Annotated in this window: 21 protein-coding genes, 1 tRNA gene and 1 pseudogene; 8 read left to right on the top strand and 15 right to left on the bottom strand. The window is 57.1% G+C overall.

The window, feature by feature from the left end:
- From EYR88_RS15810 to EYR88_RS15800, 3 genes are all read right to left on the bottom strand, one after another.
- On the bottom strand, positions 1 to 519 hold the full coding sequence (locus tag EYR88_RS15810) for a hypothetical protein (RefSeq protein ID WP_242632632.1): 519 nt from the start codon (positions 517 to 519) through the stop codon (positions 1 to 3).
- Between the two features lie 334 nt (positions 520 to 853).
- On the bottom strand, positions 854 to 2,065 hold the full coding sequence (locus EYR88_RS15805) for an MFS transporter (protein WP_242632631.1): 1,212 nt from the start codon (positions 2,063 to 2,065) through the stop codon (positions 854 to 856).
- A gap of 62 nt (positions 2,066 to 2,127) precedes the next feature.
- Positions 2,128 to 2,793: a hypothetical protein gene (locus EYR88_RS15800; protein ID WP_131090729.1), complete on the bottom strand. Its 666-nt coding sequence runs from the start codon at positions 2,791 to 2,793 to the stop codon at positions 2,128 to 2,130.
- Positions 2,794 to 2,953: 160 nt separating this feature from the next.
- Between EYR88_RS15800 and EYR88_RS15795 the strand changes: the two genes are divergently transcribed.
- Positions 2,954 to 3,026, top strand: a tRNA-Lys gene (locus EYR88_RS15795).
- Positions 3,027 to 3,090: 64 nt separating this feature from the next.
- Here the strand turns inward: EYR88_RS15795 and EYR88_RS15790 are convergent.
- A pseudogene (locus tag EYR88_RS15790) lies at positions 3,091 to 3,954 on the bottom strand (SDR family NAD(P)-dependent oxidoreductase).
- 144 nt (positions 3,955 to 4,098) lie between these two features.
- Between EYR88_RS15790 and EYR88_RS15785 the strand changes: the two are divergent.
- Positions 4,099 to 5,067 (top strand): AraC family transcriptional regulator, encoded by a 969-nt coding sequence (locus tag EYR88_RS15785; protein WP_131090728.1) that lies wholly within the window; start codon positions 4,099 to 4,101, stop codon positions 5,065 to 5,067.
- Positions 5,068 to 5,285: 218 nt separating this feature from the next.
- Here the strand turns inward: EYR88_RS15785 and EYR88_RS15780 are convergent, their stop codons facing one another.
- From EYR88_RS15780 to EYR88_RS15755, 6 genes are all read right to left on the bottom strand, one after another.
- Positions 5,286 to 5,876, bottom strand: a complete 591-nt coding sequence (locus tag EYR88_RS15780; protein ID WP_131090727.1) for a dienelactone hydrolase family protein — start codon at positions 5,874 to 5,876, stop codon at positions 5,286 to 5,288.
- A 20-nt stretch (positions 5,877 to 5,896) separates the two neighbouring features.
- Positions 5,897 to 6,148, bottom strand: a complete 252-nt coding sequence (locus EYR88_RS15775) for a hypothetical protein (protein ID WP_131090726.1) — start codon at positions 6,146 to 6,148, stop codon at positions 5,897 to 5,899.
- Between the two features lie 75 nt (positions 6,149 to 6,223).
- The gene (locus EYR88_RS15770; protein ID WP_131090725.1) at positions 6,224 to 7,828 is read right to left on the bottom strand and encodes an ABC-F family ATP-binding cassette domain-containing protein; all 1,605 of its coding nucleotides are present in this window, start codon (positions 7,826 to 7,828) and stop codon (positions 6,224 to 6,226) included.
- A 264-nt stretch (positions 7,829 to 8,092) separates the two neighbouring features.
- Positions 8,093 to 8,794, bottom strand: coding sequence for a class I SAM-dependent methyltransferase (locus EYR88_RS15765; protein ID WP_131090724.1), 702 nt, complete (start codon positions 8,792 to 8,794; stop codon positions 8,093 to 8,095).
- Positions 8,795 to 8,853: 59 nt separating this feature from the next.
- Positions 8,854 to 9,825 (bottom strand): SRPBCC family protein, encoded by a 972-nt coding sequence (locus tag EYR88_RS15760; protein WP_131090723.1) that lies wholly within the window; start codon positions 9,823 to 9,825, stop codon positions 8,854 to 8,856.
- An 11-nt stretch (positions 9,826 to 9,836) separates the two neighbouring features.
- Positions 9,837 to 10,175: a helix-turn-helix domain-containing protein gene (locus tag EYR88_RS15755; protein WP_131090722.1), complete on the bottom strand. Its 339-nt coding sequence runs from the start codon at positions 10,173 to 10,175 to the stop codon at positions 9,837 to 9,839.
- 218 nt (positions 10,176 to 10,393) lie between these two features.
- Here EYR88_RS15755 and EYR88_RS15750 point away from each other — a divergent pair, with 218 nt between their 5' ends.
- From EYR88_RS15750 to EYR88_RS15730, 5 genes are all read left to right on the top strand, one after another.
- Positions 10,394 to 11,614, top strand: a complete 1,221-nt coding sequence (locus tag EYR88_RS15750; RefSeq protein WP_131090721.1) for a transcriptional regulator — start codon at positions 10,394 to 10,396, stop codon at positions 11,612 to 11,614.
- A 105-nt stretch (positions 11,615 to 11,719) separates the two neighbouring features.
- A complete protein-coding gene (gene adh, locus EYR88_RS15745) occupies positions 11,720 to 13,243 on the top strand; it encodes an aldehyde dehydrogenase (RefSeq protein ID WP_131090720.1) in 1,524 nt (507 codons plus the stop codon).
- Between the two features lie 129 nt (positions 13,244 to 13,372).
- Positions 13,373 to 14,404, top strand: a complete 1,032-nt coding sequence (adhP, locus tag EYR88_RS15740) for an alcohol dehydrogenase AdhP (protein WP_131090719.1) — start codon at positions 13,373 to 13,375, stop codon at positions 14,402 to 14,404.
- Positions 14,405 to 14,538: 134 nt separating this feature from the next.
- The gene (locus EYR88_RS15735) at positions 14,539 to 14,952 is read left to right on the top strand and encodes a DUF779 domain-containing protein (protein WP_131090718.1); all 414 of its coding nucleotides are present in this window, start codon (positions 14,539 to 14,541) and stop codon (positions 14,950 to 14,952) included.
- Positions 14,953 to 14,958: 6 nt separating this feature from the next.
- Positions 14,959 to 15,363: a VOC family protein gene (locus EYR88_RS15730; RefSeq protein WP_131090717.1), complete on the top strand. Its 405-nt coding sequence runs from the start codon at positions 14,959 to 14,961 to the stop codon at positions 15,361 to 15,363.
- A gap of 182 nt (positions 15,364 to 15,545) precedes the next feature.
- On the opposite strand, the gene EYR88_RS16320 is transcribed toward EYR88_RS15730, so the two are convergent.
- The 5 genes from EYR88_RS16320 to EYR88_RS15700 all read right to left on the bottom strand — a co-directional run bounded on the left by EYR88_RS16320 (position 15,546) and on the right by EYR88_RS15700 (position 19,807).
- Positions 15,546 to 16,193, bottom strand: a complete 648-nt coding sequence (locus EYR88_RS16320; protein ID WP_242632630.1) for a metal-sensing transcriptional repressor — start codon at positions 16,191 to 16,193, stop codon at positions 15,546 to 15,548.
- Entirely contained in the window at positions 16,190 to 17,059 is an 870-nt protein-coding gene (locus tag EYR88_RS15715; RefSeq protein WP_131090716.1) for a sulfite exporter TauE/SafE family protein, read from the bottom strand. The genes EYR88_RS16320 and EYR88_RS15715 overlap by 4 nt, the downstream gene beginning before the upstream one ends.
- A gap of 3 nt (positions 17,060 to 17,062) precedes the next feature.
- Complete coding sequence (locus EYR88_RS15710) at positions 17,063 to 17,602, bottom strand: rhodanese-like domain-containing protein (protein ID WP_131090715.1); 540 nt, start codon at positions 17,600 to 17,602, stop codon at positions 17,063 to 17,065.
- Between the two features lie 33 nt (positions 17,603 to 17,635).
- The gene (locus EYR88_RS15705) at positions 17,636 to 19,021 is read right to left on the bottom strand and encodes an MBL fold metallo-hydrolase (RefSeq protein ID WP_131090714.1); all 1,386 of its coding nucleotides are present in this window, start codon (positions 19,019 to 19,021) and stop codon (positions 17,636 to 17,638) included.
- 135 nt (positions 19,022 to 19,156) lie between these two features.
- On the bottom strand, positions 19,157 to 19,807 hold the full coding sequence (locus EYR88_RS15700; protein WP_131090713.1) for a GntR family transcriptional regulator: 651 nt from the start codon (positions 19,805 to 19,807) through the stop codon (positions 19,157 to 19,159).
- A gap of 131 nt (positions 19,808 to 19,938) precedes the next feature.
- Here EYR88_RS15700 and EYR88_RS15695 point away from each other — a divergent pair, with 131 nt between their 5' ends.
- Positions 19,939 to 22,770 carry an FAD-binding and (Fe-S)-binding domain-containing protein gene (locus EYR88_RS15695; protein ID WP_131090712.1) on the top strand — a complete coding sequence of 944 codons (2,832 nt, stop codon included), beginning with the start codon at positions 19,939 to 19,941 and terminating at the stop codon, positions 22,768 to 22,770.

The raw sequence follows: 22,770 nt of genomic DNA, 5'->3' as shown, positions 1-22,770 counted from the left end.
TTAGGATTCCTTGACCAGCACTCGACCGAGGTGGTCGGCGAACTGGCGCAGAGTGTTGACGGTGAGCATCAGCTGGTCGGCGACCTGCTGATGGCGGTGAATGGTGCCAGCCTTAGCAAAATTAGCGATCTCATCGCCCCACACAAGGTGGGTGCGTGCGGCACGTTTGGAGAACTGAAGCATCTGCATCCAGTGATCTTCCAAATCATCGAGGTTGTTCAGTCGTTGCACCGCATCGGAGGCCAACTCAGCAAGCTGGCCAATCAACTCCAACTGCTCCGAGGAACGCTCGGAGAGCGGGGTGGAACCCACGGTCATAATCAGTTCGCCGGTACCACGCAGGTGCTCCATGGTCTCGTGCAAGAAGCGCGAGAGTGCGTACATGTCCTCGCGTGGCAGCGGGCTGATGTAGCTCGTTCTTAAGTGGGTGAGCACCGCGTGCACCAAGTCCGAGGCCTCGGCTTCAGCATTTGCAAGGTTGCGCAATTGTTCCGTGCGCGTGCTAGGACTGCCGATCATTTCGGCCACACTAGCCACGGACCCCCGAATGGTGGTGGTCAGAGCACAAAGCAACTCAATGCCACGCGAGGAGGAGGGAAAGACCTGGAACTTCACTTTTTGGGCGCACCATTCAAATCGACAGCTTTTGGTACCAACGCAGAACAGTTTACGACGTGGAAGTTAACGCCGGGGGATTGAAGGTGTCGGACCGGGAACGCCTCTCGGCGGAAGGCCGCTCGAAGCGGCAGAATTTTGGAGCCCGGGGTTACCAGCGGCCCGACACCGTTACCTAGTTTTCTCGCCTTACGCCCCTGATGTCAACCGTAATAACCTGTGCGTGTAATTTCTCACGCTAACGACGCAGATTCTTTTCCGCACCGCTCAGGCATAACAGCGCGCAACAGAACCAGATGGCGCCTGCCGGACCGAGACCAGCGGCCACTGAACTTGAAATAACCGGTAAAGCTACTTGTCCGAGCCGGTTTCCCATAAGCCGCACGGCCAGTGCAGACCCACGATCCACCGTGGGCACCAAGGTAGAAATCATGGTCATGGTCATCGGCTGACCCAGACCTAGGAAGAAGCCTCCAATGAGCAGCGCCAACCCAGAAACCCAGAGCACGTCGATGAACGTCGGAGCCAACGCGATGGAAACGCCGGAAATGTACAGGCTGGCGACCAACATTTGGCGTCGGTCAAAGTGCGCGGAGAGTTTCGGAATGAACAATCGTGACACCACTGAAGCGCAACCACGAATGGCCAAAAGCACACCAACTGCTGCCGGTGTGACGTCATGTTTCTCCGCAACCAGCGGTAGGAAGGCAGTCAAAATGTCCAACATAGACAGCAAGGTCAACGACGCAAACATATGCGAGATCATGCCCTTGATTTTCAGGATCGAACCGATGGACGCTGTGGAGCGTTCCGGGCGCGCAGAGGTGACCGACTTGGAGGTTCGAGGCTGCCAATTGGGAAGCAAGAACGGCACCGCAAGTAGCGCGCATCCCGCGCCGATCCACAATGACTGGCTAATGTCGGCTATTCGCTGCGCCGAGTGGGCATCCGTGCCGGTGCCCAGCAGCAGGCCGCCAACTAGCGGGCCCAAAAATTGCCCGGCCGCGTACGCAGCAGTGAACCAGCCGAAGCCTTTATCCAAATCACTGTCCGGGAAAAAGCGGGCGATGGATGACTGCCCACCGATGGTGAACATCAAATGCCCCAAGCCCAACACTGCGCTGGACAGGGCCACGCTGAGCGCATTAGGCGACAGGTTAATGCCCACACCGCCCACGGCAATCAGTGCCACACCGGCCACCATGAGTAACCGGATGCGTCGGATTCGAGAGCTAACCCGGCCCAAAAGCATTGCCGTGAATAGCGGCAGAATTGCGTAAGCGGCCGTCACCGCACCAACGGTAAATGAGCCAGAGCCAAAGGAGATGAGTTTATAGGTGGTCACCGGGCGAATGAGGTTTAAAGCTGCCTGGGACAGCAGTCCGGTGGCAATCAGTATCACCAGCCAACGCATGATCCCCGAAGAGTTCGCTTTTGATCCAGCGACCACACGTACCTGCCTAAAATTACGGGACTAGTTCCTCATCCATCCTAGAACTCTGTACTGGCTTTTTAATCCAATGCGTCTTGGCGCCACAGTCGGGCGCAGATTTCCAGATCGGCTGCGGTCCTGCTCAGCGCACGAGCCTGCTGTGTCAGCTTGCTGCCGCGATCACTATTGGACAGGTCAGCGGCATCAGCGTGTTCTGTCATTCCCAGCACAAGGACTCGGCAATAGGCCGCGGTACGCTCCAAGGCGTGGGCGAAATCTCCGTCAAATGCGCCGGATAGAATCGAGCCGGTCATGTTCTTCAGCTCTTCCGCGGTAGGAGGTTCGGCAACGCCGGCGACAATCCGTTCAACTTGGGCCCTATGCGCTCCTGCTTGGAAACGCGCCGAATGCACTTCTGGTTTACTCATGGTTGCCGCGCGAACTGCGTACAGACGCCATAGTGCGCCGGGCAGTGAATGAGCTGGTGCCTCACTCCACAGTTCTGCGAGCACCTCAAGACCCTCATTTTCGGCCACCGCAATCAGCCGGTTAGAAACCTCTGGGTCATTGTTGGCGATGCCACGGCGGACAAATGCTTGGGCTGAAAGATGAGCGGCTTCTGAAACGCGCGCCGGGTCGGCACCACCTTCGTAGGGCTCGAATTCTTCGGGGGAGAAGGGGCGTGGTTTGTGATGACGGTATCCGGCATCCTGAGCTACTTTTGATCCTGCGCGTGCACCTTTCATGGGCTCAAGAATACTCCCCGAACCTTGAGGGTTCGTTAACTGGTGTTGCAGCGCACAAGGTGCGGGATTTAGCCAAATATGCGGTTGTCCGACGCGCTAATACGGCCGATTAATACTCACGCGGTTACATCAGGTAGTATGGTTTTTGGCCTTGTGCCGTGCGCCTTTAGCTCAGCTGGTAGAGCACTGGACTTTTAATCCATTGGTCGCGGGTTCGATCCCCGCAGGGCGCACAACCAGAAGATCCCCTTCACCGATTCGGTGAAGGGGATCTTCGATTTTCGGCCCATTTTTTGCTTAGAGGACGCTTTGGGCGTACTCCCAAAGTTTCTCGGCGTGCTCAGGGTCAAGTGCGTGCGCAGCTACGCCGGCACCAGTGTCACTTGTCGCGATGGCTGCTTCCTGATTGTCTTCGAAGTAACGTCCGGTGACGCCCGCTAGGATCGGTGACGCCGCAAACAGAACATTCGTTGCCGCCCCTTGTTCCATTGTTTTGTAATGCGGCTGATCGATGCGGTTGCCTTCAGCGTCTGCCCCGCCCATTTTTTGCAATGTTTCCAAGTCGATGTGCCGCTGCAGATTGGTATTGATCCAGCCAGGCATGAGCGCGTTTGCGACGATACCGTCCTTCGCCCAGCGGTTCGCGATGCCAACTGCCAGCAGTACGCCTGCCGTTTTGGATTGGCCGTAGGCAACCCATGGATCGTAAGGTGTCTGCTCGAATTGGGGATCTTGATAGTTTAAGGGGTTGTTCCGATGTGCACCTGAGCTGACGATGGTTACTCGCGCATCGCCTGCGGCACGCAGTGCGTCATCTAACCAAGTGGTCAATGTGAAGTGGCCTAGATAGTTGGTAGCTAGTTGTAGCTCCCAGCCGCCGGGCGCGCGTCGCAACTCAGGGATGGCCATGATTCCGGCGTTGGCTACCAATGAGTGCAGAGGTCCGTCCCAGGAATCAGTAAATTCGCGTACCTAGCCAAGATCTGCAAGGTCAAGCCGGGCCGCGTTAATCGTCCCGGGCCAGTTTTTGTCTTTTGCCTCTTGAATGATTGGTTGCAGTGCGGCTGGATTGCGGACGGCAGCGGTAACTTCGGCACCAGCCTTGGCAAGGGCGCGCACCGTTTGTGCTCCGATGCCGGAGGCTCCGCCAGTGACAATCATGCGTTTGCCATTAAGTGCGACCCCGTCCAGAATGTGATCTGCCGTTGCGCGAGGGGGAACTCGGTGGTGATTAGATTGGTCATTTGTGCTACTTTTGTGAACTTCTTCCACAATAGGCCCGCGAGAGATAGACTATCTATCGTTATGAGTCCAGAAAAACCTATAAATCATCCAGATTTGATCGATCCACTTGAGGACGTCCTCGCATTACTCAAGGCCCGTGGTGAGCGTACTTCGACCTTCACCGGCCGTGGGGCATGGGCGGTGCGATTTCCGGCTCCGGGCGGAGCCAAGTTCAATTCGGTTTTAGAAGGTTCCTGCACACTGGATACCGAAGGTTTGGCTCAGCCGCTGACCTTAAATACAGGTGATTCTTTCCTGCTTACCCGACCGCAAGAATTTGTCCTCTCCACTTCCGGTCAGGTTCCCGAACAGCAAGCTTCCTCGCTATTCCGGGCCACGGCCGGTCGTAGCGCAGAGGTTGGTGCCAGCGAGCAACCGGTGAGCGCAGTGCTAATCGGCGGGAGCTTCAGGTTTGACCGCAACGCGCATGAGCTGTTGCTGGATTCGCTTCCGCCGGTCATTCATTTACCGGCGCACGCTCCGGGTGCTGCGATGTCACAGTACTTATTGGGGAGGATTGGTCACGAATCATCTGACCAGCGTATTGGCGCCGGTGTTGTAGGCGCACACCTAGCAGTTGTCCTGTTGATCGATATCATTCGTCATTATCTGGCTCAGGATCCGCAAGGCACTGGCTGGCTCAATGGGCTCTCTGATCCAGTTGCGTCCGACGCATTGCGTTCCATACACAGCAACCCGTCAGCGCGTTGGACTGTTCAGCTTCTTGCTGATAAAGCGCATGTTTCCCGATCCACCTTGGCGGCCAGATTTAAAGCGGTTGTAGGGGTCGGTCCGCTTGAATATCTCACACGTTGGCGCGTTGAGATTGGAGCCCACCGTCTGACCTCTACAGATGAAACCATTGCCACTATCGCTGAAGAAGTTGGTTATGGTTCGGAAGCTGCCTTCGCCCTTGCTTTTAAGCGGGAGTTGGGCAGTCCTCCGGGAACTTACCGGCGAACCGCATTGCAAGGTTCAGAGCGTTTTTGATGATCGACCAAGGCGTAATAGCCGTGGCCAAATCCGCTACGGCAACAAATAAAAGATGGTGGGCATGCACCCATTCGGCGATGCCCTGCCTTCAGCAACCGATATCTGGACGCGGACCTTCCAAATATTCGAGTGACGACAGAGAAATGCCGAGTATTCTCAGAAAATCATGGAGCTGAAGAAGACAGCTTCTATGAATCGTTGGTTGAGGACAAGTCCTAGACGTAAGGCTCCAAGAACTTGATGATCCGTTCCATGACCAGCGCCCTGGCCGCAGGATCATGCGAAGGCAAGGAGCTGTCGGTAAACAGATGTTGGTTTCCCGGGTAGGTGAACAACTGCGCCACGTCTTTACCTTCACCTTCGGCGAAGTTTTGTGCCGATTCCAAGTCGCCTTCCATGGCGAAGAATGGATCTTCATCCATACCGTGGATCTGTACTGGAACATTTTCCGGCCATGGCCCGAAGCTCCAGTCGGCGTCCAGGTCTACGAAGGACTCAAGCAACACAGCTGCGACGGTTCCCGGGCGCTGTTGTGCGCACTGTTGGGCCAAGGCTGCACCCCACGAAGTGCCGATGTACACCAGCTCTTCGGGTAGCTTGCTGAAGAGCTTGTCCACGCGTTCTTGGATCTTGTCTTCGCTGAGCTTATTGGCCAGACGAATTCCGGACTCAAGGTCCTTGGGGAGTTTTCCTGCAAACAGATCCAGAGTATGAACCGTGTGCCCGGCCGCACGCAGTTCGCCCGCCATCGCTTGGACGCCGGGGGTTAGTCCTTGGACGTGGTGGAACAAAACAATGGTTGCCATGACAGTACTCCTAGAAGTCTCTAGCGTTCGTCGACGAGGTTATTAATACGTTGAGGTAAGTGCTCCAAAGCGAGATCCCAGCCAGGCATTTGGCTGTTGATTTCTACGCTGTAGCCTTCAACCAGCATGAATTCTGCACAGGTAAGGGCTTCTTGCCCTGATCCGGTTTCGTAAATGAACGCACGTTTGATATCAGTCCAGAGCAAGGTGGCGGACTGGTCGATGACCAGTCCGGTGTTTACTACTTCAACGGTGCGCTGGGGATATGACATGTTCCACTTGCTTTCGAGATCCGCGGCGGTGTGCTTTGCTCAAGTCTAAACCGGAAGCACACCGCCAGTTGGGGATCAAACCGGGTCGGGGTAGGACTTGCTCAGGTTTCCTTGTGCCGAGAGTTCAAGAAAATAGTCCAGCTTCAGCTGTGCCAGGAACTGCTGATCGTGGCTGACTACCAACAACGCTCCACGGTAGGTCTGCAAAGCTTCGGCTAGCTGTCGCACACTGTCGATATCCAGATTATTTGTCGGCTCGTCGAGTATGAGCATTTGCGCAGTGGGCTCAGCCAGTAAGAGCGTGGCTAGATAAACGCGGAAGCGCTCACCGCCTGAAAGTGTGCCCAGTGCCCGATCTGCGCTGGCACCACGCAACAGCAATCGGGCGAGCATATTGCGAATCTGCCCGCTATTTGCCGACGGCGCTACGGCAGCCACGTTGTCCATGGCGCTGAGCTGGTCATCAAGACCCACCAGCCGCTGCGGTAGATAGCCGACGCGCTCTAGGTGCAGCGTCCCGCTCAGTTGCTCTTCGGGCTTTGTGCCTGAAACTAATTGCCGCAACAAGGTGCTTTTGCCTGACCCGTTAGGCCCGATCAGCCCGACTCGTTCAGGACCCTGAATGATGTGCTGAGTTAGACCAGAAAGCACCGTAGCTACCTGCTTACCTGCGGGCAACTGTGGATCAGGCAGTTCAAGGTTAATATGTTCAACCTCTCTCACTTTTTGATCCGCGTCATCAACCTTTCCCTGAGCGCTCTCGACCTTTCCCTCCAGATTTGAGCGCATCTTTCCAGCATTCGCTTCGGACTTCTGACGCAGGCTATTGGCCAGAATCTTCGGTAATCCGCCGCCGAGTTGTTCGGCACGGCCTTTGCGTTTGGCGCGCGCCAGCTTGGTCTCAGCCTGCACGCGCTGACGCTTTTCCACCTTCAGGTGATTTTGAGCAGTTTTTGCCGCTTGCTGTGCGGCGAGCTGTTCAGTATCCAGCTGCTGAAGGTAAACGCTGTAGGGCCCGCCAAATACGCGCAGTTCCCCGGCGTACAGTTCCACGGTGTGCTCAATTAGCTCTAACAACGCCAGATCGTGGCTGACCACAATCAACGATCCTTTCCAAGAACGCACCAGATCATAGAGCAGCTCACGGGTGGGCGCATCAAGATTATTGGTTGGTTCATCAAGCAGAGTGGTCTCGTTTCCGGCAAGCTGTAGGCCCAGCACGGCCAGCAACATGGCTTCGCCACCGGAGAGTGAACCTACCTCACGTTCCAAACTCAGGTGCCCAAGGCCAAGTCGGTCCAACTCAGCTTCAATACGCGCTTCTACATCCCAGTTATCGCCCACCGCATCAAAGTCGGCCGGATCGACACTGCCAGCCTCAATGGCTCGCAGCGCAACAAGCGACTTGTCAACGCGAAGTAGCTGCGCCACAGTTGCGTTCTTTTCCGAGGTGATCGTTTGTGGCAGGTAGCCGATCTGGGCGTTAGCTTCAATTGATCCGCTGGTAGGCTTCAGCAGCCCGGCCATGAGCTTAAGCAGTGTCGATTTTCCGCTGCCATTTCTGCCGGTGAGTCCGACTCGTCCGGCCGGGAAGGTTCCTTCCAAGTTAGTTAAAGCGCGCTCGCCGGTAGGCCATTGGAAGCTGAGATTGTGCAGGGTTATTGGTGGAGTCAAAGACATATATTCCTCCCACAGATGGTGAAGAGGCTGCCGACTGGCGGAATCAAGAACTGGCTCAACCTATAGGGAGCTAGAAAGAAAGGGACACCGTAGCCGGTAGCCAAAATGAACGGGTCGCCCCGAATATGAGGGGCGCAAGATCATTGGCTAGCTTAGTAGGTATCCATGAAAACGAGTGTAACAGCAGATTGTTGTCTCGTCGTTAACGAACTTTCGGCCCGCATCCAGCAAAGGATGCGAGCCGAAAAGTAAGACTGTGAAGGGTTACTTCCAGGCGCGGTGTACCGCGACGATGCCGCCGGTCAGATTGCGGTATTCCACATTCTTCCAGTCAACGTTGATGAACTTGGCGCCCAGATCCTCCTGGTTTGGCCAAGCCGCGATGGACTCTGCCAGGTACGCGTAAGCGGTTGGGTTAGGCGAAACAATGTAGCCCAGCGCAGGGATCACGCGTGGCAAAAATTGCTGGTAGGCCACCTTGATTGGGGTAACCGTTGGGGTGGAGAACTCAGCGACGACGATGCGTCCGCCTGGCTTGGTCACGCGACGCAGCTCCGAGAGTGCCTTCTCGGTGTCGTCGATATTGCGCAGACCGTAGGAGATGGTCACCGCATCAAAGGTGTCATCTTCAAATGGAAGTTCGTGTGCGTCGCCGTAGACGAAGTCCAGCTGTGGGTAACGCTTGCGTCCTTCTTCGAGCATGCCGTTGGACATGTCGCAGGCGGTGACATTGGCGCCCGCTGCTGCCAACGGGACCGAAGAGGTGCCGGTGCCAGCTGCTAGGTCGAGGATGCGCTCGCCGGGCTTTGGGGCAATAGCCTCGGTGGTGATCTTGCGCCAGTAGTTCACAATGCCACCGGTCATCAAGGTATTGAGCAAGTCGTAGCGTGGAGCCAGCTTGTCGAACATGTCCTGAACCTGATCGGCCTTCTTATCCAGGCCCGCGCGCGCGTTGTGAGAACTCATGAAGCTAAGTCTTTCATATTTGCGCGCGAGCGAAGACAGGATGTGGGGCGAATCGCCATCTAGAGAATTGATTCGAGCCGGGCGTAGCTGGCTTCCATTCCCTCTGTCATTCCGGTGGCGAGCACCATGTCGCGGGTTTGCGCGTCGGGATAGGTAATGAGCGCGGTGAGCAGGGTTCCGCCGTCATTTGGTGTCAGTGTCAGCTCGTTCACCGTGGCTGGGTAGTCCGTGTCGATCATCTGCTCGGTGGTCTGTTCATAGGACTGCGGCAAGGATTCCAGCACGGCGCCGGTGAACCCGAACCCGGAACCCGCATCAGCAGAAATCGGCTCCCACCAGTATCGGTAGGTCTCGCCTGTTTCCTGCGCCGTTGCACATTCAGTCATCTGCCATCCGTCGGGGCCGAGCATCCAGCGCTTTATGAGCTGCTCGTCATGGTGAGCCCGCCAAACTTGCGCGACTGACCCGCGAATCAGGCGGGTGATGCGTACCTGGGTATCAGAGAGAATCTGTGCATCGGTACTGAAATTTTCGGCGTAGTCACGCAGGTCGATGAGGACCTGTTCGATCTGGCTCATCGCCGAACGGGTGCCATCGATCATGCCCATGGCCACCACCTGTTCTAGTTCCTCGACGGAGTCAAAAACCGCGGTAATGCTCAGTTTTGATCCTTCGGGTGTCGGGTCGAAAGTGAAGACCATGCGGCTGAGTGGCAAATCGGTATTCGGAGTCCCGTCTGCATGCGCAAAGCCGTCACTAACTTCGAAGAACTTGTGCTCGACGATTTCGTTCCAGATCCAATAACCGTGAAATTCTTCTCCCTCGGGCGTGGTCATGTGGTAATTCGAACGACCGCCAACAATGGCATCATGTCGGGTGAAAGTTGCCGGGCATTCAACCGGACCCCAGAACTTTTCAAGCTGCCGGGCATCAAGGTAGGCATCCCAAAGGCGGGATACCTTGACCGGAAATTCTGCATGGACGGTCAGCGAGAGTGTTTCCGGATCTTTGACAACGGATGTGACGGGCATGGGAATGCTCCTTATTTGTCCCCATCGGCGAGCAAATCATCGAGCCTGCTGATGCGCTGACGCCAGATGCCTTCGAGGGAAGAAAGTAGTTCTTGTGCGTGCCGGATGGTGTCCGGCTGTCCGCGAACTATGCGTTCGCGACCACGTGCGATTTTGATGACCAGACCAGCGGCTTCCAATGCGGCGACGTGTTTCTGAACGGCCGCAAACGACATGTCGTAGCTTGCGGCAAGTTCAGAAACGCTGACCTCGACGTGAAGGGTCCGCCGTACGATATCTCTTCGTGTGGCGTCTGCCAAGGCGCGGAAGACCTTGTTCGTCTGTTCTTCGCTCAACTCATATACAACCATTTGGTTGTATATTACTCTCGCGCAGAGGGCAGAGTAAAGAAATGGGTAAAAATAAAAGAAAGATAGTGTACTTGTCGACTATAAATTGGGCTCAATGTAGGTGACTTGTCGAACCGAATGCTCTGGCGGGGCTTGATATCTCTTCTCAAGCTTCCGCTATTGACCTAGTCTGGTTGGAACTGCAAAGAACCAACTTTTTAATGGGGTGAAGGGGGAGTATGGGCACGTCTGCTATCGACTGGTCCAACGCAACTCGCCGCGCACAAAAAGCCCGCGAGCTACTCTCCACACAAGAAGCGGCTCTAGGTGAGCTTCCATTGCGCACAGATGTTCGCGAATCCTGGAAACGGTCACTGGCCCAAACGGGTTCGCTCCAAGGCCCACCGGTTTTGAGCGACGACCGGCTGCGCCTTGCCCGTGAACGCAGTGAACTTCAGCGGATCTGGCCTGTTTTTGAAAAGCTCCTTGTTCCTGCCGCGACCGACGCCAATCTTTTGGTCGCGCTGGCGGATGCCGGAGGAACGTTGTTGTGGGTGGCGGGTAGTAACAGCTCCATGAGCCAAGCCGAGCACGTAGGTTTTATGGCCGGTGCCGACTGGGCCGAAAAGTCGGTCGGCACCTCCGCGCCTGGCATGGCGTTGGCCACCGGGGAAGGATCTCAAGTTTCCGGTGCGGAGCATCTTTACGAGCAAGCGCAGCAATACAGCTGTTCGGCGGTTCCCATTCGCAACCCGCGCACCGGACAGGTGATAGGCGCGATTGATCTGACCGGTGGGCCGGATGCGATCGCCATGCACTCTATGCCGCTATTGCAGGCCTCCGTGATGGCTGCAGAAACTCAGCTGCTACTTCCTGGCGCAGGTGTGGTGGCTGACCCGGATTACCTTGATTTGGGTCAACCCGATGGTGCTCACCTTGGATCGCACCCAATTTCTTTGAGGCATGCCGAGATCTTGACTCTTTTGGCTCAACATCGTGATGGGCTCTCCAGCGCACAGCTGGTTGACGAGCTGTTTGAAAGGCCGGATTCCGCAGCCGAAGGCACCGTCCGTGCGGAAATGGTGCGACTGCGCAAAGTCTTGGCTGGATTCCCGGGGCGTTCCTTGAATTCTCGCCCGTACCGTTTGCAGTGGGAACTGCAAACTACCCTCGGACGACTGCGTCGAGCGCTAGAAAGTGGCGATATCGAATCCGCGCTGCAGCTCTACTCGCCGGGCATGCTTGAGCGCTCGCAAGCTCCCGGCATTTTGGTACTGCGCTACCGTGCTGAGGCCGCGCTGCGTGAATTGGTGATGGACCGCGGTACCGCGCAACAGCTACTGAACCTCGGCCGCCAGCTCACCGATTCAAACCTTTTGCGCTCGGCCCTGCGTGAACTTCCGGCCACCTCTCCGGCCCGTTCGCTGATCGTTGCCGAGATCCAAGAACTCGAAGTCTAAAACTGTCGGTGCGTTGCAACCTACCTGCAACGTTTCTGTGACTAGAGTCACACTCAAGGCACTGCGGGGAAACTCGCGGCATCAGTCACTGACAAAGGAGTCACCATGAGTGTTTATGCAAACCCGAACACCGACGGCGCGCTGGTCAATTTTAAAGAGCGCTACGAAAACTACATTGGTGGGCAGTGGGTCGCCCCAGTTAAGGGCATGTACTTCGAAAATGTCACCCCGGTCACCGGCAAGGTCTTCTGCGAAGTTGCCCGTTCCACCGCCGAAGACATCGAAGTGGCACTGGATGCAGCACATGCCGCAGCTCCGGCCTGGGGCAAAACCAGCCCAGCCGAACGTGCGGTCATCCTGAACAAGATTGCCGACCGCATCGAAGGGAACCTTGAGATGCTGGCCGTGGCCGAAACCTGGGATAACGGCAAGGCTATCCGCGAATGCCTGAATGCCGACCTGCCGCTGGCTGTAGACCACTTCCGCTACTTCGCCGGAGCCATTCGCGCTCAAGAAGGCAGCTTGTCCCAGCTTGATGATGACACCACCGCCTATCACTATCATGAACCGCTAGGCGTGGTTGGGCAGATCATCCCTTGGAACTTCCCCATCCTGATGGCCGTGTGGAAACTGGCCCCAGCCCTCGCTGCCGGCAATGCGATTGTGCTCAAGCCAGCCGAGCAGACCCCGGTCTCCATTTTGGTGATGATGGAACTGATCGGTGACCTACTGCCAGCAGGTGTGCTGAACATCGTTAACGGTTTTGGTGTGGAAGCCGGCAAGCCGCTGGCCAGCAATAAGCGCATCCGCAAGATCGCGTTCACCGGTGAAACCACCACGGGCAGACTGATCATGCAGTACGCCTCCGAGAACCTGATCCCGGTCACCCTTGAGCTGGGCGGCAAGTCCCCAAACATCTTCTTTGAGGACATCGCCGCCAAGGACGACGCGTTCTACGACAAGGCCCAAGAGGGCTTCACCCTCTTTGCCCTGAACCAGGGTGAAGTCTGCACCTGCCCATCACGTGCGCTGATTCAGGAAAGCATCTACGACCGCTTTATGGGCGATGTGGTAGCCCGGACAAAGGCCATCAAGCAGGGCAACCCGCTGGATACCGACGTGATGATGGGTGCCCAAGCCTCCAATGACCAGCTGGAAAAGATCCTGTCCTACATGGACATTGGTAAGGCCGAAGGTGCCAAGGTACTGCTCGGCGGTGGCCGCGCAGACCTGGGTGGGGAGCTCTCCGGTGGCTTCTACGTGCAGCCGACCATCTTTGAAGGCACCAATGACATGCGCATCTTCCAGGAGGAGATCTTCGGGCCGGTGGTCGCGGTGACCAAGTTTAAGGACTACGACGATGCCATTAACATCGCCAACGACACCCTCTACGGCTTGGGTTCCGGTGTTTGGAGCCGTAACGGCAACGTCGCCTACCGTGCCGGCCGCGCTATTCAAGCCGGCCGTGTTTGGGTCAACCAGTATCACGCCTACCCGGCCCACTCGGCCTTCGGCGGTTACAAGTCTTCGGGCATCGGACGTGAGAATCACCTGATGATGCTTGATCACTACCAGCAGACCAAGAACCTGCTGGTCTCCTACTCGGAAGATAAACTCGGCTTCTTCTAAACCGAAAGGTATTCACAAAAACCCAAAGGTGCGGGTCGACTTAAGAAACGTCAGGGACGCGATTGGTTTTATTTTCCCAACGGTGGTTTCTGCCCAGCACTGTCGTTTTTCTTGCAAAGGACAAAGTACATGAGCACGATGAAAGCTGCAGTAGTCAAAGGTTTCGGCGACGAACTAGAAGTCGAAGATGCTACCATTCCCCAGCCCGGCCCCGGGCAGGTGCTGGTCAAACTGATCGCCTCCGGCGTCTGCCACACCGACCTTCACGCTGCCGAGGGGGATTGGCCGGTCAAGCCCAAACTTCCGCTGATCCCCGGGCATGAAGGGGTAGGTACCGTCGAAAAGCTCGGCGAAGGTGTCACCGAAGTTGCCGTGGGTGATCTGATCGGCAACGCGTGGCTAGCCAGTGCTTGCGGGCACTGCCAGTATTGCCGCACCGGCTGGGAAACATTGTGTGAAGAGCAGTCCAATGGTGGGTACTCCATGGATGGTTCCTTCGGGCAGTATATGCTCGTGGATGCACGCTACGCTGCCCACATCCCTGAAGGATCTGATCCGCATGAGATCGCGCCGGTGCTGTGTGCTGGGGTGACGGTGTACAAGGGGCTGAAAATGACCGAGGTTAAGCCAGGTCAATGGGTTGCGATCTCCGGCATCGGTGGTCTGGGGCACATTGCGGTGCAATATGCTGTGGCCATGGGGATGCGTGTGATCGCCATTGACGTGGCCGATGACAAGCTCGCGCTGGCCTCCAAGCACGGTGCGGAAATTACCGTCAACGCCTTCGCGCAGGATCCAGCTGAAGTTATTCAGGAGAAGGTCGGAGGCACCCACGGTGTGCTGGTCACCGCGGTCCACCCTAAAGCCTTTGGCCAGGCGATCGGCATCACTCGTCGTGGTGGAACCATCGTGTTCAACGGCTTGCCCGCTGGTGACTTCCCAGCTCCCATCTTCGACATTGTGCTCAAGGGGCTGACCATCCGCGGCTCGATCGTTGGTACACGCCAAGACATGATTGAGGCACTGGACTTCTACGCTGCAGGCAAGATCAAGCCGACGTTCCACACTCGTCCGCTGGAAGATATTAACGCGGTCTTCGACGAAATGCGTCATGCAAAGATCGATGGACGCGTGGTCATCGACTACACCGGAACAAAATAATTTACGTGTAACCTCGGGCTTGCCCGCCGCAACATTGTGGCGGGCAAGCCCGAGGTTTTTACTTCAGCAACACCGTGGACTGCATGGATGAAATGGAGGACACTGGCAACAACAACTTCACGCAGGAGTGAACCATGAGATCCGTAACTGAAACCAAGGCAACCATCGCCGGGGAAGGCTTCTCCCGAGTAGCCTTCGCGTCCGAGGCCCTAGACCTGTTGCGCAAACTCTGGGGCATCCATGGTCCGCTGATGTTCCATCAGTCCGGCGGGTGCTGCGATGGTTCCTCGCCCATGTGCTACCCGGCCGGGGAATTCCGCACCGGTGACTCGGATATTTTGCTCGGATTACTTCCCCTCGATGATGCCAACGGGCAAGCCTTGGGAGAGATCGAATTCTGGATGTCCAAAGAGCAGTTTGAATACTGGAAGCACACCAAACTGACCGTTGATGTGGTCACGGGTCGTGGCTCCGGCTTCTCTGTTGAAGCCCCAGAAGGCAAACGTTTTTTGATCCGCAGTCAGCTCATCGAATTTCCAACCAGTTAGGGAAACATGTCTTCCCCAATGATTTACGTGCTCTTCGAGCGCAATGCACGCGAAGCGATGAACTTTTATGCGGAGATTTTTGGTGGAGAGCTTCGGCTCTTTACCCATGAGCAGTTCAATCGCGACGAAGGTACGCCTGAGGCGATCGCGCACGCCGAGCTGCGTGGGGTGGTGAACCTAGGCGGCGCAGATGTTGCGGCAGGGCAGAGTGCGGTGAAGACTCAAGGCCTAATGCTTTCCCTGCTGGGGAGCGCTAAGCCAGAAATTATGCGCCAGTGGTTTGAGCAACTGTGTGTTGACGGTGAGGTCATCGACCCACTGTCACTCAAACCCTGGGGTGCTACAGATGGCCAGGTCCGCGACCGTTTTGGTCTTCACTGGCTGGTTGGCTTCGAGGTTGAATCGGCCTAGCCGAATAACCGCTTGAAGAAACCCTTTTTAGGTTCGGCTTCGTGACCTTGGCAGCGGTCCTTGGCCGAAACGTTGCGCATTACTGAATCAACGTGTTGGCCGCAGCCAGCCCAGGTGGTCTTCTGGCAAATCTTGCATTGAACTTGACGGCACATAATTTTCCTTGGTGTTTAGTGGTGTGGTTAGGACAGGGAGAGGAATAGCTTTTCGAGTTCTTCGACGCTCAGTCCATCTTCTTCTTTGGAAGCTTTTTCTGGATCTGCAATGCAGTACTGCATTGCAGTGGAGACGATGGCGAAGCCTGCACGATCCAAGGCGGTAGACACTGCCGAGAGCTGCGTGACAACTTCACGACATGATCCGTCGGTTTCCACCGCATTGATGACTGCATCAAGCTGGCCACGGGCGCGCTTGAGTCGGTTAAGAATTCGCTTGCGGGTTGCTTCGTCAGCGGTACGCATCGTTGTCTCCTTGTTAGCTGGCCGGCCATCGGACTGGTGATCGTTCGGTGTAAGCGTCTTGAACTGTTCGATCAGCTGTTCCAAGTCGCCAGTGTTTAACGCGCCGGGTTTTGAATGTACAAGTATCCCATTTTTGAAGGCCCTAAGTGTCGGGATCGAAGCAACTTTGGCTGCTCGTGCCAGTTCACTTTGAGTTTCGGTATTAACCTTCGCAAACGCGATTTTCGGGTGTCGCACGCTGGCCAGGTCAAAGATCGGTGCAAAGCTGCGACAAGGAGAGCACCAAGGTGCCCAGAAATCCACAAGCACCAGCTCATTGTTCTCAATGAATGTCGCAAAATTGTAGGCGGTGAGTTCTATCGGCTTCATAGGCCGCCGCCTTTGGCCACAAGCGGGCATCGGATGTCGAGCGTTGGAAGCATGCGGCACAAGATAAGAAGTGCACCGCCAGTCACCGCTGTCCAACTGAGTATCAGCCCGCCTGGAGCTGGAAGCTCTTGGCTGAGTACAAATACCCCCATGGCTAAAACAAAATAACCAAATCCGCGACGCAACGCGCTGTCGTTGATTTTTTGAGAGATTTTCATCCCGATCAAAGATCCAACGATTGCTGCTGCCGCCAAGCCCAATGCTAGCGTCCAATTAATTGAGAGGGCATTAAGCTGCCCTGACATGGCGGCAACTGAATTCAGGGTGATCACCAACAAGGAAGTTCCCACGGCGTGCTGCATGGACAGGCCAGCTAATAAGGCCAACGCCGGAACGATCAGAAAACCACCGCCAGCGCCCACCAGTCCGGTCACCATTCCAATGCCCAGACCCACAGGGACGAAGAACCTCAAAGGAAGGCTGGCGTTGGCACGCTCCTTCCGTCCACGGATCATCCCGCGGGCGCTACCTACCATGATCACTGCAAAGCCGATCATGAGGAGCTGAGCAGGAATTCCTTGGGCCAATAACCCGGCTCCGTAGGCGCCAACCATGCTGGTGGCTGCAAAAATCAGACCTTGTACCCAGCGCACATGACCTTTGAGCGCATGTGGCAACAGGCTGACCGCCGAGGTTGCTCCCACCACAAGTAGAGAGGTGGCAATTGCTTCTTTGGTGGGCATCGCGGCTACATAGCTCAGTAGCGGAACCATCAGGATTGAACCCCCGCCACCGAACATTCCCAGGGCTAGCCCGACAACGCCCGCTAGGGCCAAGATCATGATCAGCAGAGGTCCAATTTCCATGGTCTACTTCTTTACCTTGTTCCAGGGTGCCATGCACAGGACGTTGATCATCGGGCAGCTATCGCGTACAGCCGAGTATGCAAGCCCACCGCCGATCCCCGCCGAAAGGTAAGCGAACTTCGGGGAGATGAACTTTGCGCCGAGCAATCCAACTAATACCAAAGAACCGGCGGTCATGCGCATCTGGCGGTCCAAGGCCCAGCGCTGTGTACCGCGCACTATAGTGCCACCTGCAGATTCGTAGGCGGTGATACCACCACTGAGAACGGTGCTACCGGTGATATTCAGTTCCTGCAGAACGTGTTGCGCCTTAGTGGCCCGGCTACCACTGTGGCAGATCAGTATCGGGCGGCCAGGAATTTTGTTCAGCACCTCGGCAGCGTTCGCTTGGAACTCATCCAGCGGTACGTTGTAGGAACCGGGGATGTGGACGGTCTCAAATTCACCAGCCGTGCGTACATCGATCAGCGCGAGCTCGCTATCCGGGGTAGCTACCAGACACTTGAGTGCTTCAGCGTCCAGCACAGTCTTAGGGGAAGTCATAAAATTCAGTTCAGCTTTCGGTACTGTCGATGATTAGTTGTCTAGCTTGGACCAGCCGAGGTAACTACCTTCGAGCTCAATCACGTTGAATCCGGCATCACGTAGGGCGCTGGCAGCCACTGCATTGCGCATGCCGCTCTGGCAGTAGGTCACGATGGTGCCATCCGTTGGCAACTGGTCCTGCTGCCACAGCACTCGACCACCGGAAATCTGTGTGGCGCCAGGGATATGCCCGGCGGCAAATTCGGTCTTGTTGCGCACATCTAGCAGTAAGTCATGGTCGAAATCAGTCAGTTGTGCAGGTGTGATTGACTGCGGCTTGTAGCTTGGGAGGCCATCAAGGGAGAGTGCGTAACCCTTCACGGCGTCGATCCCTACGCGCATCAGGTGTGCACGGATTTCATCTGCGTGCCCAACAGATTCCGCCAGCACCACCATTGAACGACGATCCTCTTCAGGGTCGTAGGCCCATGCGCCGAAGCTCGCGGTTTTTGCTTTGCCGGGGATCGACAGTGCGCCAGGAACTGTGCCTTCAGCGATCTGGGTGTGACTGCGGGTATCAACAAATACCGACGTGCCAGCTTCCATCTGCTCAAGGATCTGTGCGGCATCGAGCTCTGTGAGCTGTTCAAGCTCACCAAGGATAGTTGGTCCCTGACGATTCTGCCGCTTCATACGGGCAAAGTAGGCGTGGGCATCTGGCTGGCCGTTGAGCAGTTCGGCGATGAAACCGTCCTGATCATCAGTGGCCAGGTAGGTGCTCCACCAAGCGAACTTGCGCTCGTAGCCCAGCGTAGTAGATGGAACCGCGCCAAGTGCCTTGCCGCAGGCGCTACCGGACCCATGACCCGGGTGGATCTGGATGTAGTCGGGCAGTTCGGCGAGAGTCTTCTTTAGGGACGCATAGAGATCGCGGGCGCCTTCAAAACGAGTGTCTACGCCTCCGGCGGCCTCGTCTAGGAGGTCAGGTCGGCCCAGATCGCCGGCAAAAATGAAGTCTCCGGAGAGCAAGTAGCCCGGGGAGCTGCTGAACGCGCCGTCGGTGACCAGATAGGCCAGGTGTTCTGGAGTGTGGCCCGGGGTGTGGCGAGCGACGATGCGTAGGTTGCCCAAGGCGATTTCATCCCCGTCGTAGAGTCGCTGGGCTTCAAAACCGTACTGCCAGTCTTCTCCACCTTCACCGGAAACGTAACTGGTGGCGCCGGTGGCAGCTGCCAGTTCGCGGGTGCCGGAGAGGTAGTCGGCGTGGATGTGGGTTTCGGCAACGGCGGTGATGCGCATGCCGTGTTTGGAAGCCAGAGCCAGGTAGTCGGAGATGTCGCGACGGGCATCGACCACAAGGGCCTCACCCTTAGCTTGGCAACCAATAAAGTAGCTGGCCTGCGCGAGGTCCTCATCGTAGAGGCGTTCAAGCAACATGGTGATTCCTTTCGGGACGGATGTAGTACGAGCTTATACATACCCCCTGGGGTATTTCAAGAATACGGGCGGGGGTATGCGTGCGTCCAGTGAAAGTCGGCTTGTTGTGGGAGGGTTCTCCGGCCGCGCTGTTGCCTACAAGCTATCTAGGTGCGCGGCTAGTCGTTCGCTCGCATTCTCTAAATGCTGAGCTAATAATTCTGCGGCACCTTGCTGGTCACCGTCGGCAATCTTTTGTAGCAAGCGGGCATGTTCGTCGGCGATATCCGTGGTGTTTAGCAACGTCGCATCTTGCACCTGCGTCATGCACAAGCGGATCTCGTCGCTGAGTTGGCCGTAAATGGCGCTGGTGCGCGGCGAATTTAGTGCCTGAACCAAGGCGGTATGGAAGCGAACGTCCGGGTCCACGATCTGGATCGGCGAGGCATCACGCAGGGCAGTGATTTCTTCGTTGGCCGCACGAGCGGCTTGCGGAACCTGGCCGGTGCTGGCCAGCAGGCGCACAGCCTCGGCTTCGATGATGGCGCGGGTGCTGTAGATGTCGCGGGCATCAGCCGAGGTCAGGCGCGTGACCCGGGCGCTCTGGTGGGCGTTGCGGGTGAGCAGGCCGCTGGCCACGAGGTTTTCCAGCGCGGCCTTGGCGGTGGGACGGGCCACCTCATAATGGGTGGCCACATCGACTTCGCCCAAGGGGGTGCCGGGGGCCAGCTCGCCGCTGAAGATGCGGGTGCGCAGTGAGGTGATGACGGCCTGCACCACCGAAACCACTCCTAATCGGGCTGCCACGTGATTTCCTTTCGCGCCGGCAGAAAATAACTATGTAAGTATCCCATGAAACGTACTATCATGGCATGTGTACTTGTTAGACAATTTTCTTCTTGGGCAGTAACCACCTGCCCGCAACACAGGAGCGCACCATGGCATTGAGCACGCCGGCACTCGGTGAACCTAGGGTTCCATCCAGTATTCTCGACCTCGTGGGCGATCCGGGGCGCGTTAAAACTCGATCCATCGACCGTGTCGCCTACGCCTCGGATGCCTCGCATTACCTGTACACCCCTCAGGCCGTAATCCTTGCCAAAGATGCCGCTGAAGTCGCAGCCCTGCTGCGCGCCTCGGCCGCTAATAACCAACCGGTGACCCTGCGTTCGGGCGGCACCTCGCTGGCTGGCCAGGCCAGCGGTGATGGTTTGATGATCGACGTGCGCCGCAACTTCCGCGACATTCAGGTGCTCGACGACGGTGCTCGCGTGCGGGTGCAGCCCGGCGCCACCGTCCGCCAAGTTAACGCGCGTCTGGCGGTGTACGGCAGCAAGCTCGGTCCGGATCCGGCGAGCGAAGCGGCCTGCACCATCGGCGGAGTGATCGCCAATAACTCTTCTGGCATGGCCTGCGGCACCGAGTTTAACACCTACCGCACCTTGGAATCGATGACCTTTGTGCTGCCCTCGGGCACCATGATTAATACCGCCGATCCGGATGCCGACCGTCAGCTAGCCGCCGCGGAACCGGAACTGGTCGCCACCTTGGACCGCTTGGTCAAGCGTGTGCGCACCAACCCGGCCTCGGTGGCCAAAATCCAAAAGCACTTTGCCCTAAAAAACACCATGGGCTACGGCATCAACGCCTTTTTGGACTATGACACCCCGGCGGATCTGATGGCGCACCTAATCATCGGCTCCGAAGGAACCTTGGCCTTTGTTGCCGAAGCGGTGTTCCGTACCGTGCCGATCCGTAAGTTGGCCATCGCCACCCTGGCCGTGTTCGAAAACCTGGATTTGGCCACCCGTGCCCTGCCTGAACTGTTGGAATCCGGGGCGGCGACCCTTGAACTAATGGACTCCACTTCACTGCGTGTGGGTCAAGAACTGCCCGGTGTGCCCGAGGCGATTATGGGCTTTGAGGTGGATCAACAGGCGGCGCTGCTGATCGAATACCACGCGGATAACGCCGAAGAACTTACCGGGTTGCAAACCGCTGGCCAACGTCTGCTGGACACCGCGGCGCTACGCGCCCCCGCACTGCTCTCTGACGATGCCAAGAGCCGGCAGGCTGCCTGGAAATTCCGCAAGGGCCTCTACGCCTCGGTGGCAGGCGCTCGCGCATCCGGGACCACCGCCCTACTAGAAGACGTCGTTGTCCCGGTTGAATCACTGGCTGAAACCTGCGACAACTTGCAAGGCCTGTTCACGGAGTACGGTTACGAAGATTCGGTGATCTTCGGCCATGCCAAGGACGGCAACATCCACTTTATGCTCACCGACCGCTTCGAGGGTGATGCGTCACTAAACCGCTACAACTCGTTTAACGACAAAATGGTTGAACTGATCCTGGCCAAGGACGGGAACCTGAAGGCTGAGCACGGTACCGGCCGCGCCATGGCCCCATTTGTTCGCGCGCAGTACGGCGACGAACTCTACGAGGTGCACCTTGAATTGAAGGCTGCCTGTGACCCGCGGCTGATGATGAACCCAGGGGTGATCATCGACGAGGACCACGCGGCCCACATTCGCAATATCAAGCTCAACGAAACCATCGAAGTTGAGGCCGACCACTGCGTGGAATGTGGTTACTGCGAGCCTGTTTGCCCTTCCAAGGACCTGACCCTCACCCCGCGCCAGCGCATCGTGGTGCGTCGCGCCATTGCCAAGGCTGAAGCCGAAGGCAACACTGAACTGGCTGCGGAGCTGGAACGCGATTACGAATATAACGGCGTACAGACCTGCGCCGTGGATGGCATGTGCGTGACCGCCTGCCCGGTCGGTATCAATACCGGTCTGCTGGTCAAGCGTCTGCGTCGCGAAGATACTCACCCGGTTTTGGCTGCCGGTTTTAAGGCCGTCGCCAAGGGCTGGGGACCGGCCACTCGTGCGGGGTCCCTTGCGCTCAGTGTTGCCGATAAACTCCCGGCACCGCTGGTACGAGGCGTCACCGATGTGGCCCGCAAGGTCGTGAGCACCGATGTTATGCCACGCTATGATGCGGATCTTCCCGGGGGAGGCAAGGCACGTAAATTATTGGCTGGGAATTTAGGCGCTGCTGGCACCGAGCCGCTGGCGATTTACCTTCCTGCGTGTGTGAACTCGATGTTTGGCCCGACCGGTGAAGGCGAAGGTGTGGCTTCGGCCTTCACCAAGTTGCTGCATGCCGCTGGCGTTTCGGTATATGTCCCGCAAGGCATTGAATCCACCTGTTGCGGTACCCCTTGGACTTCCAAGGGCTACGCGGAGGGGCACGAGGCGATGGCCGAGCGCGTCCTTCAAGAAGTTCGTTCAGCCTTGCCGGGGAAAAATCTGCCGATCATTTCTGATGCTTCCAGCTGCACCGAGGGCTTTGCCCACACCCTCGAAGAGCAGGGGTATGAAGTGGTTGACCTGTTGGCTTTCACCTCAAAGCACCTGCTGGACAAGTTGCCTGAAATTCAGAAGATCTCCTCGATCACGTTGCACCCGACCTGCTCGTCCACCCAAATGGGTCTGAACCCTGATCTGCAGAAAATCGCACAGACCGTGGCGCAGCAGGTGAACACTCCAGTGAACTGGGGTTGCTGTGCCTTTGCGGGGGATCGTGGCATGTTGCACCCCGAGCTGACTGACTCGGCCACCGCACGCGAAGCTGCCGAAGTTCGCGAGCTGGATGCGCAAGCCCATGCGTCGTGCAACCGCACGTGCGAACTTGGAATGTCCCGCGCCACCGGCAAAGAGTACCGCCACGTGGTTGAACTTCTTGCTGAGGCCGTCGGCAAGTAA

The sequence above is a fragment of the Arthrobacter sp. S41 genome (assembly GCF_004320535.1).
Lineage (GTDB): Bacteria > Actinomycetota > Actinomycetes > Actinomycetales > Micrococcaceae > Glutamicibacter.
Note: the sequence above shows the minus strand (reverse complement) of the source record. Positions and strands in the feature narration are given on the sequence as shown.

What these genes read in the sequence shown, in the direction of transcription:
- EYR88_RS15785 (WP_131090728.1), top strand. Translation starts at nt 4,099, where the DNA reads ATGAGTCCAGAAAAACCTATAAATCATCCAGATTTGATCGATCCACTT.
- EYR88_RS15775 (WP_131090726.1), bottom strand. Translation starts at nt 6,148, where the DNA reads ATGTCATATCCCCAGCGCACCGTTGAAGTAGTAAACACCGGACTGGTC.
- EYR88_RS15730 (WP_131090717.1), top strand. Translation starts at nt 14,959, where the DNA reads ATGTCTTCCCCAATGATTTACGTGCTCTTCGAGCGCAATGCACGCGAA.
- adh (WP_131090720.1), top strand. Translation starts at nt 11,720, where the DNA reads ATGAGTGTTTATGCAAACCCGAACACCGACGGCGCGCTGGTCAATTTT.
- EYR88_RS15705 (WP_131090714.1), bottom strand. Translation starts at nt 19,021, where the DNA reads ATGTTGCTTGAACGCCTCTACGATGAGGACCTCGCGCAGGCCAGCTAC.
- EYR88_RS15760 (WP_131090723.1), bottom strand. Translation starts at nt 9,825, where the DNA reads ATGCCCGTCACATCCGTTGTCAAAGATCCGGAAACACTCTCGCTGACC.
- EYR88_RS16320 (WP_242632630.1), bottom strand. Translation starts at nt 16,193, where the DNA reads ATGAAGCCGATAGAACTCACCGCCTACAATTTTGCGACATTCATTGAG.
- EYR88_RS15750 (WP_131090721.1), top strand. Translation starts at nt 10,394, where the DNA reads ATGGGCACGTCTGCTATCGACTGGTCCAACGCAACTCGCCGCGCACAA.
- EYR88_RS15710 (WP_131090715.1), bottom strand. Translation starts at nt 17,602, where the DNA reads ATGACTTCCCCTAAGACTGTGCTGGACGCTGAAGCACTCAAGTGTCTG.
- EYR88_RS15810 (WP_242632632.1), bottom strand. Translation starts at nt 519, where the DNA reads ATGATCGGCAGTCCTAGCACGCGCACGGAACAATTGCGCAACCTTGCA.
- EYR88_RS15800 (WP_131090729.1), bottom strand. Translation starts at nt 2,793, where the DNA reads ATGAAAGGTGCACGCGCAGGATCAAAAGTAGCTCAGGATGCCGGATAC.
- EYR88_RS15780 (WP_131090727.1), bottom strand. Translation starts at nt 5,876, where the DNA reads ATGGCAACCATTGTTTTGTTCCACCACGTCCAAGGACTAACCCCCGGC.
- EYR88_RS15695 (WP_131090712.1), top strand. Translation starts at nt 19,939, where the DNA reads ATGGCATTGAGCACGCCGGCACTCGGTGAACCTAGGGTTCCATCCAGT.
- EYR88_RS15715 (WP_131090716.1), bottom strand. Translation starts at nt 17,059, where the DNA reads ATGGAAATTGGACCTCTGCTGATCATGATCTTGGCCCTAGCGGGCGTT.
- EYR88_RS15765 (WP_131090724.1), bottom strand. Translation starts at nt 8,794, where the DNA reads ATGAGTTCTCACAACGCGCGCGCGGGCCTGGATAAGAAGGCCGATCAG.
- adhP (WP_131090719.1), top strand. Translation starts at nt 13,373, where the DNA reads ATGAGCACGATGAAAGCTGCAGTAGTCAAAGGTTTCGGCGACGAACTA.
- EYR88_RS15770 (WP_131090725.1), bottom strand. Translation starts at nt 7,828, where the DNA reads ATGTCTTTGACTCCACCAATAACCCTGCACAATCTCAGCTTCCAATGG.
- EYR88_RS15735 (WP_131090718.1), top strand. Translation starts at nt 14,539, where the DNA reads ATGAGATCCGTAACTGAAACCAAGGCAACCATCGCCGGGGAAGGCTTC.
- EYR88_RS15755 (WP_131090722.1), bottom strand. Translation starts at nt 10,175, where the DNA reads ATGGTTGTATATGAGTTGAGCGAAGAACAGACGAACAAGGTCTTCCGC.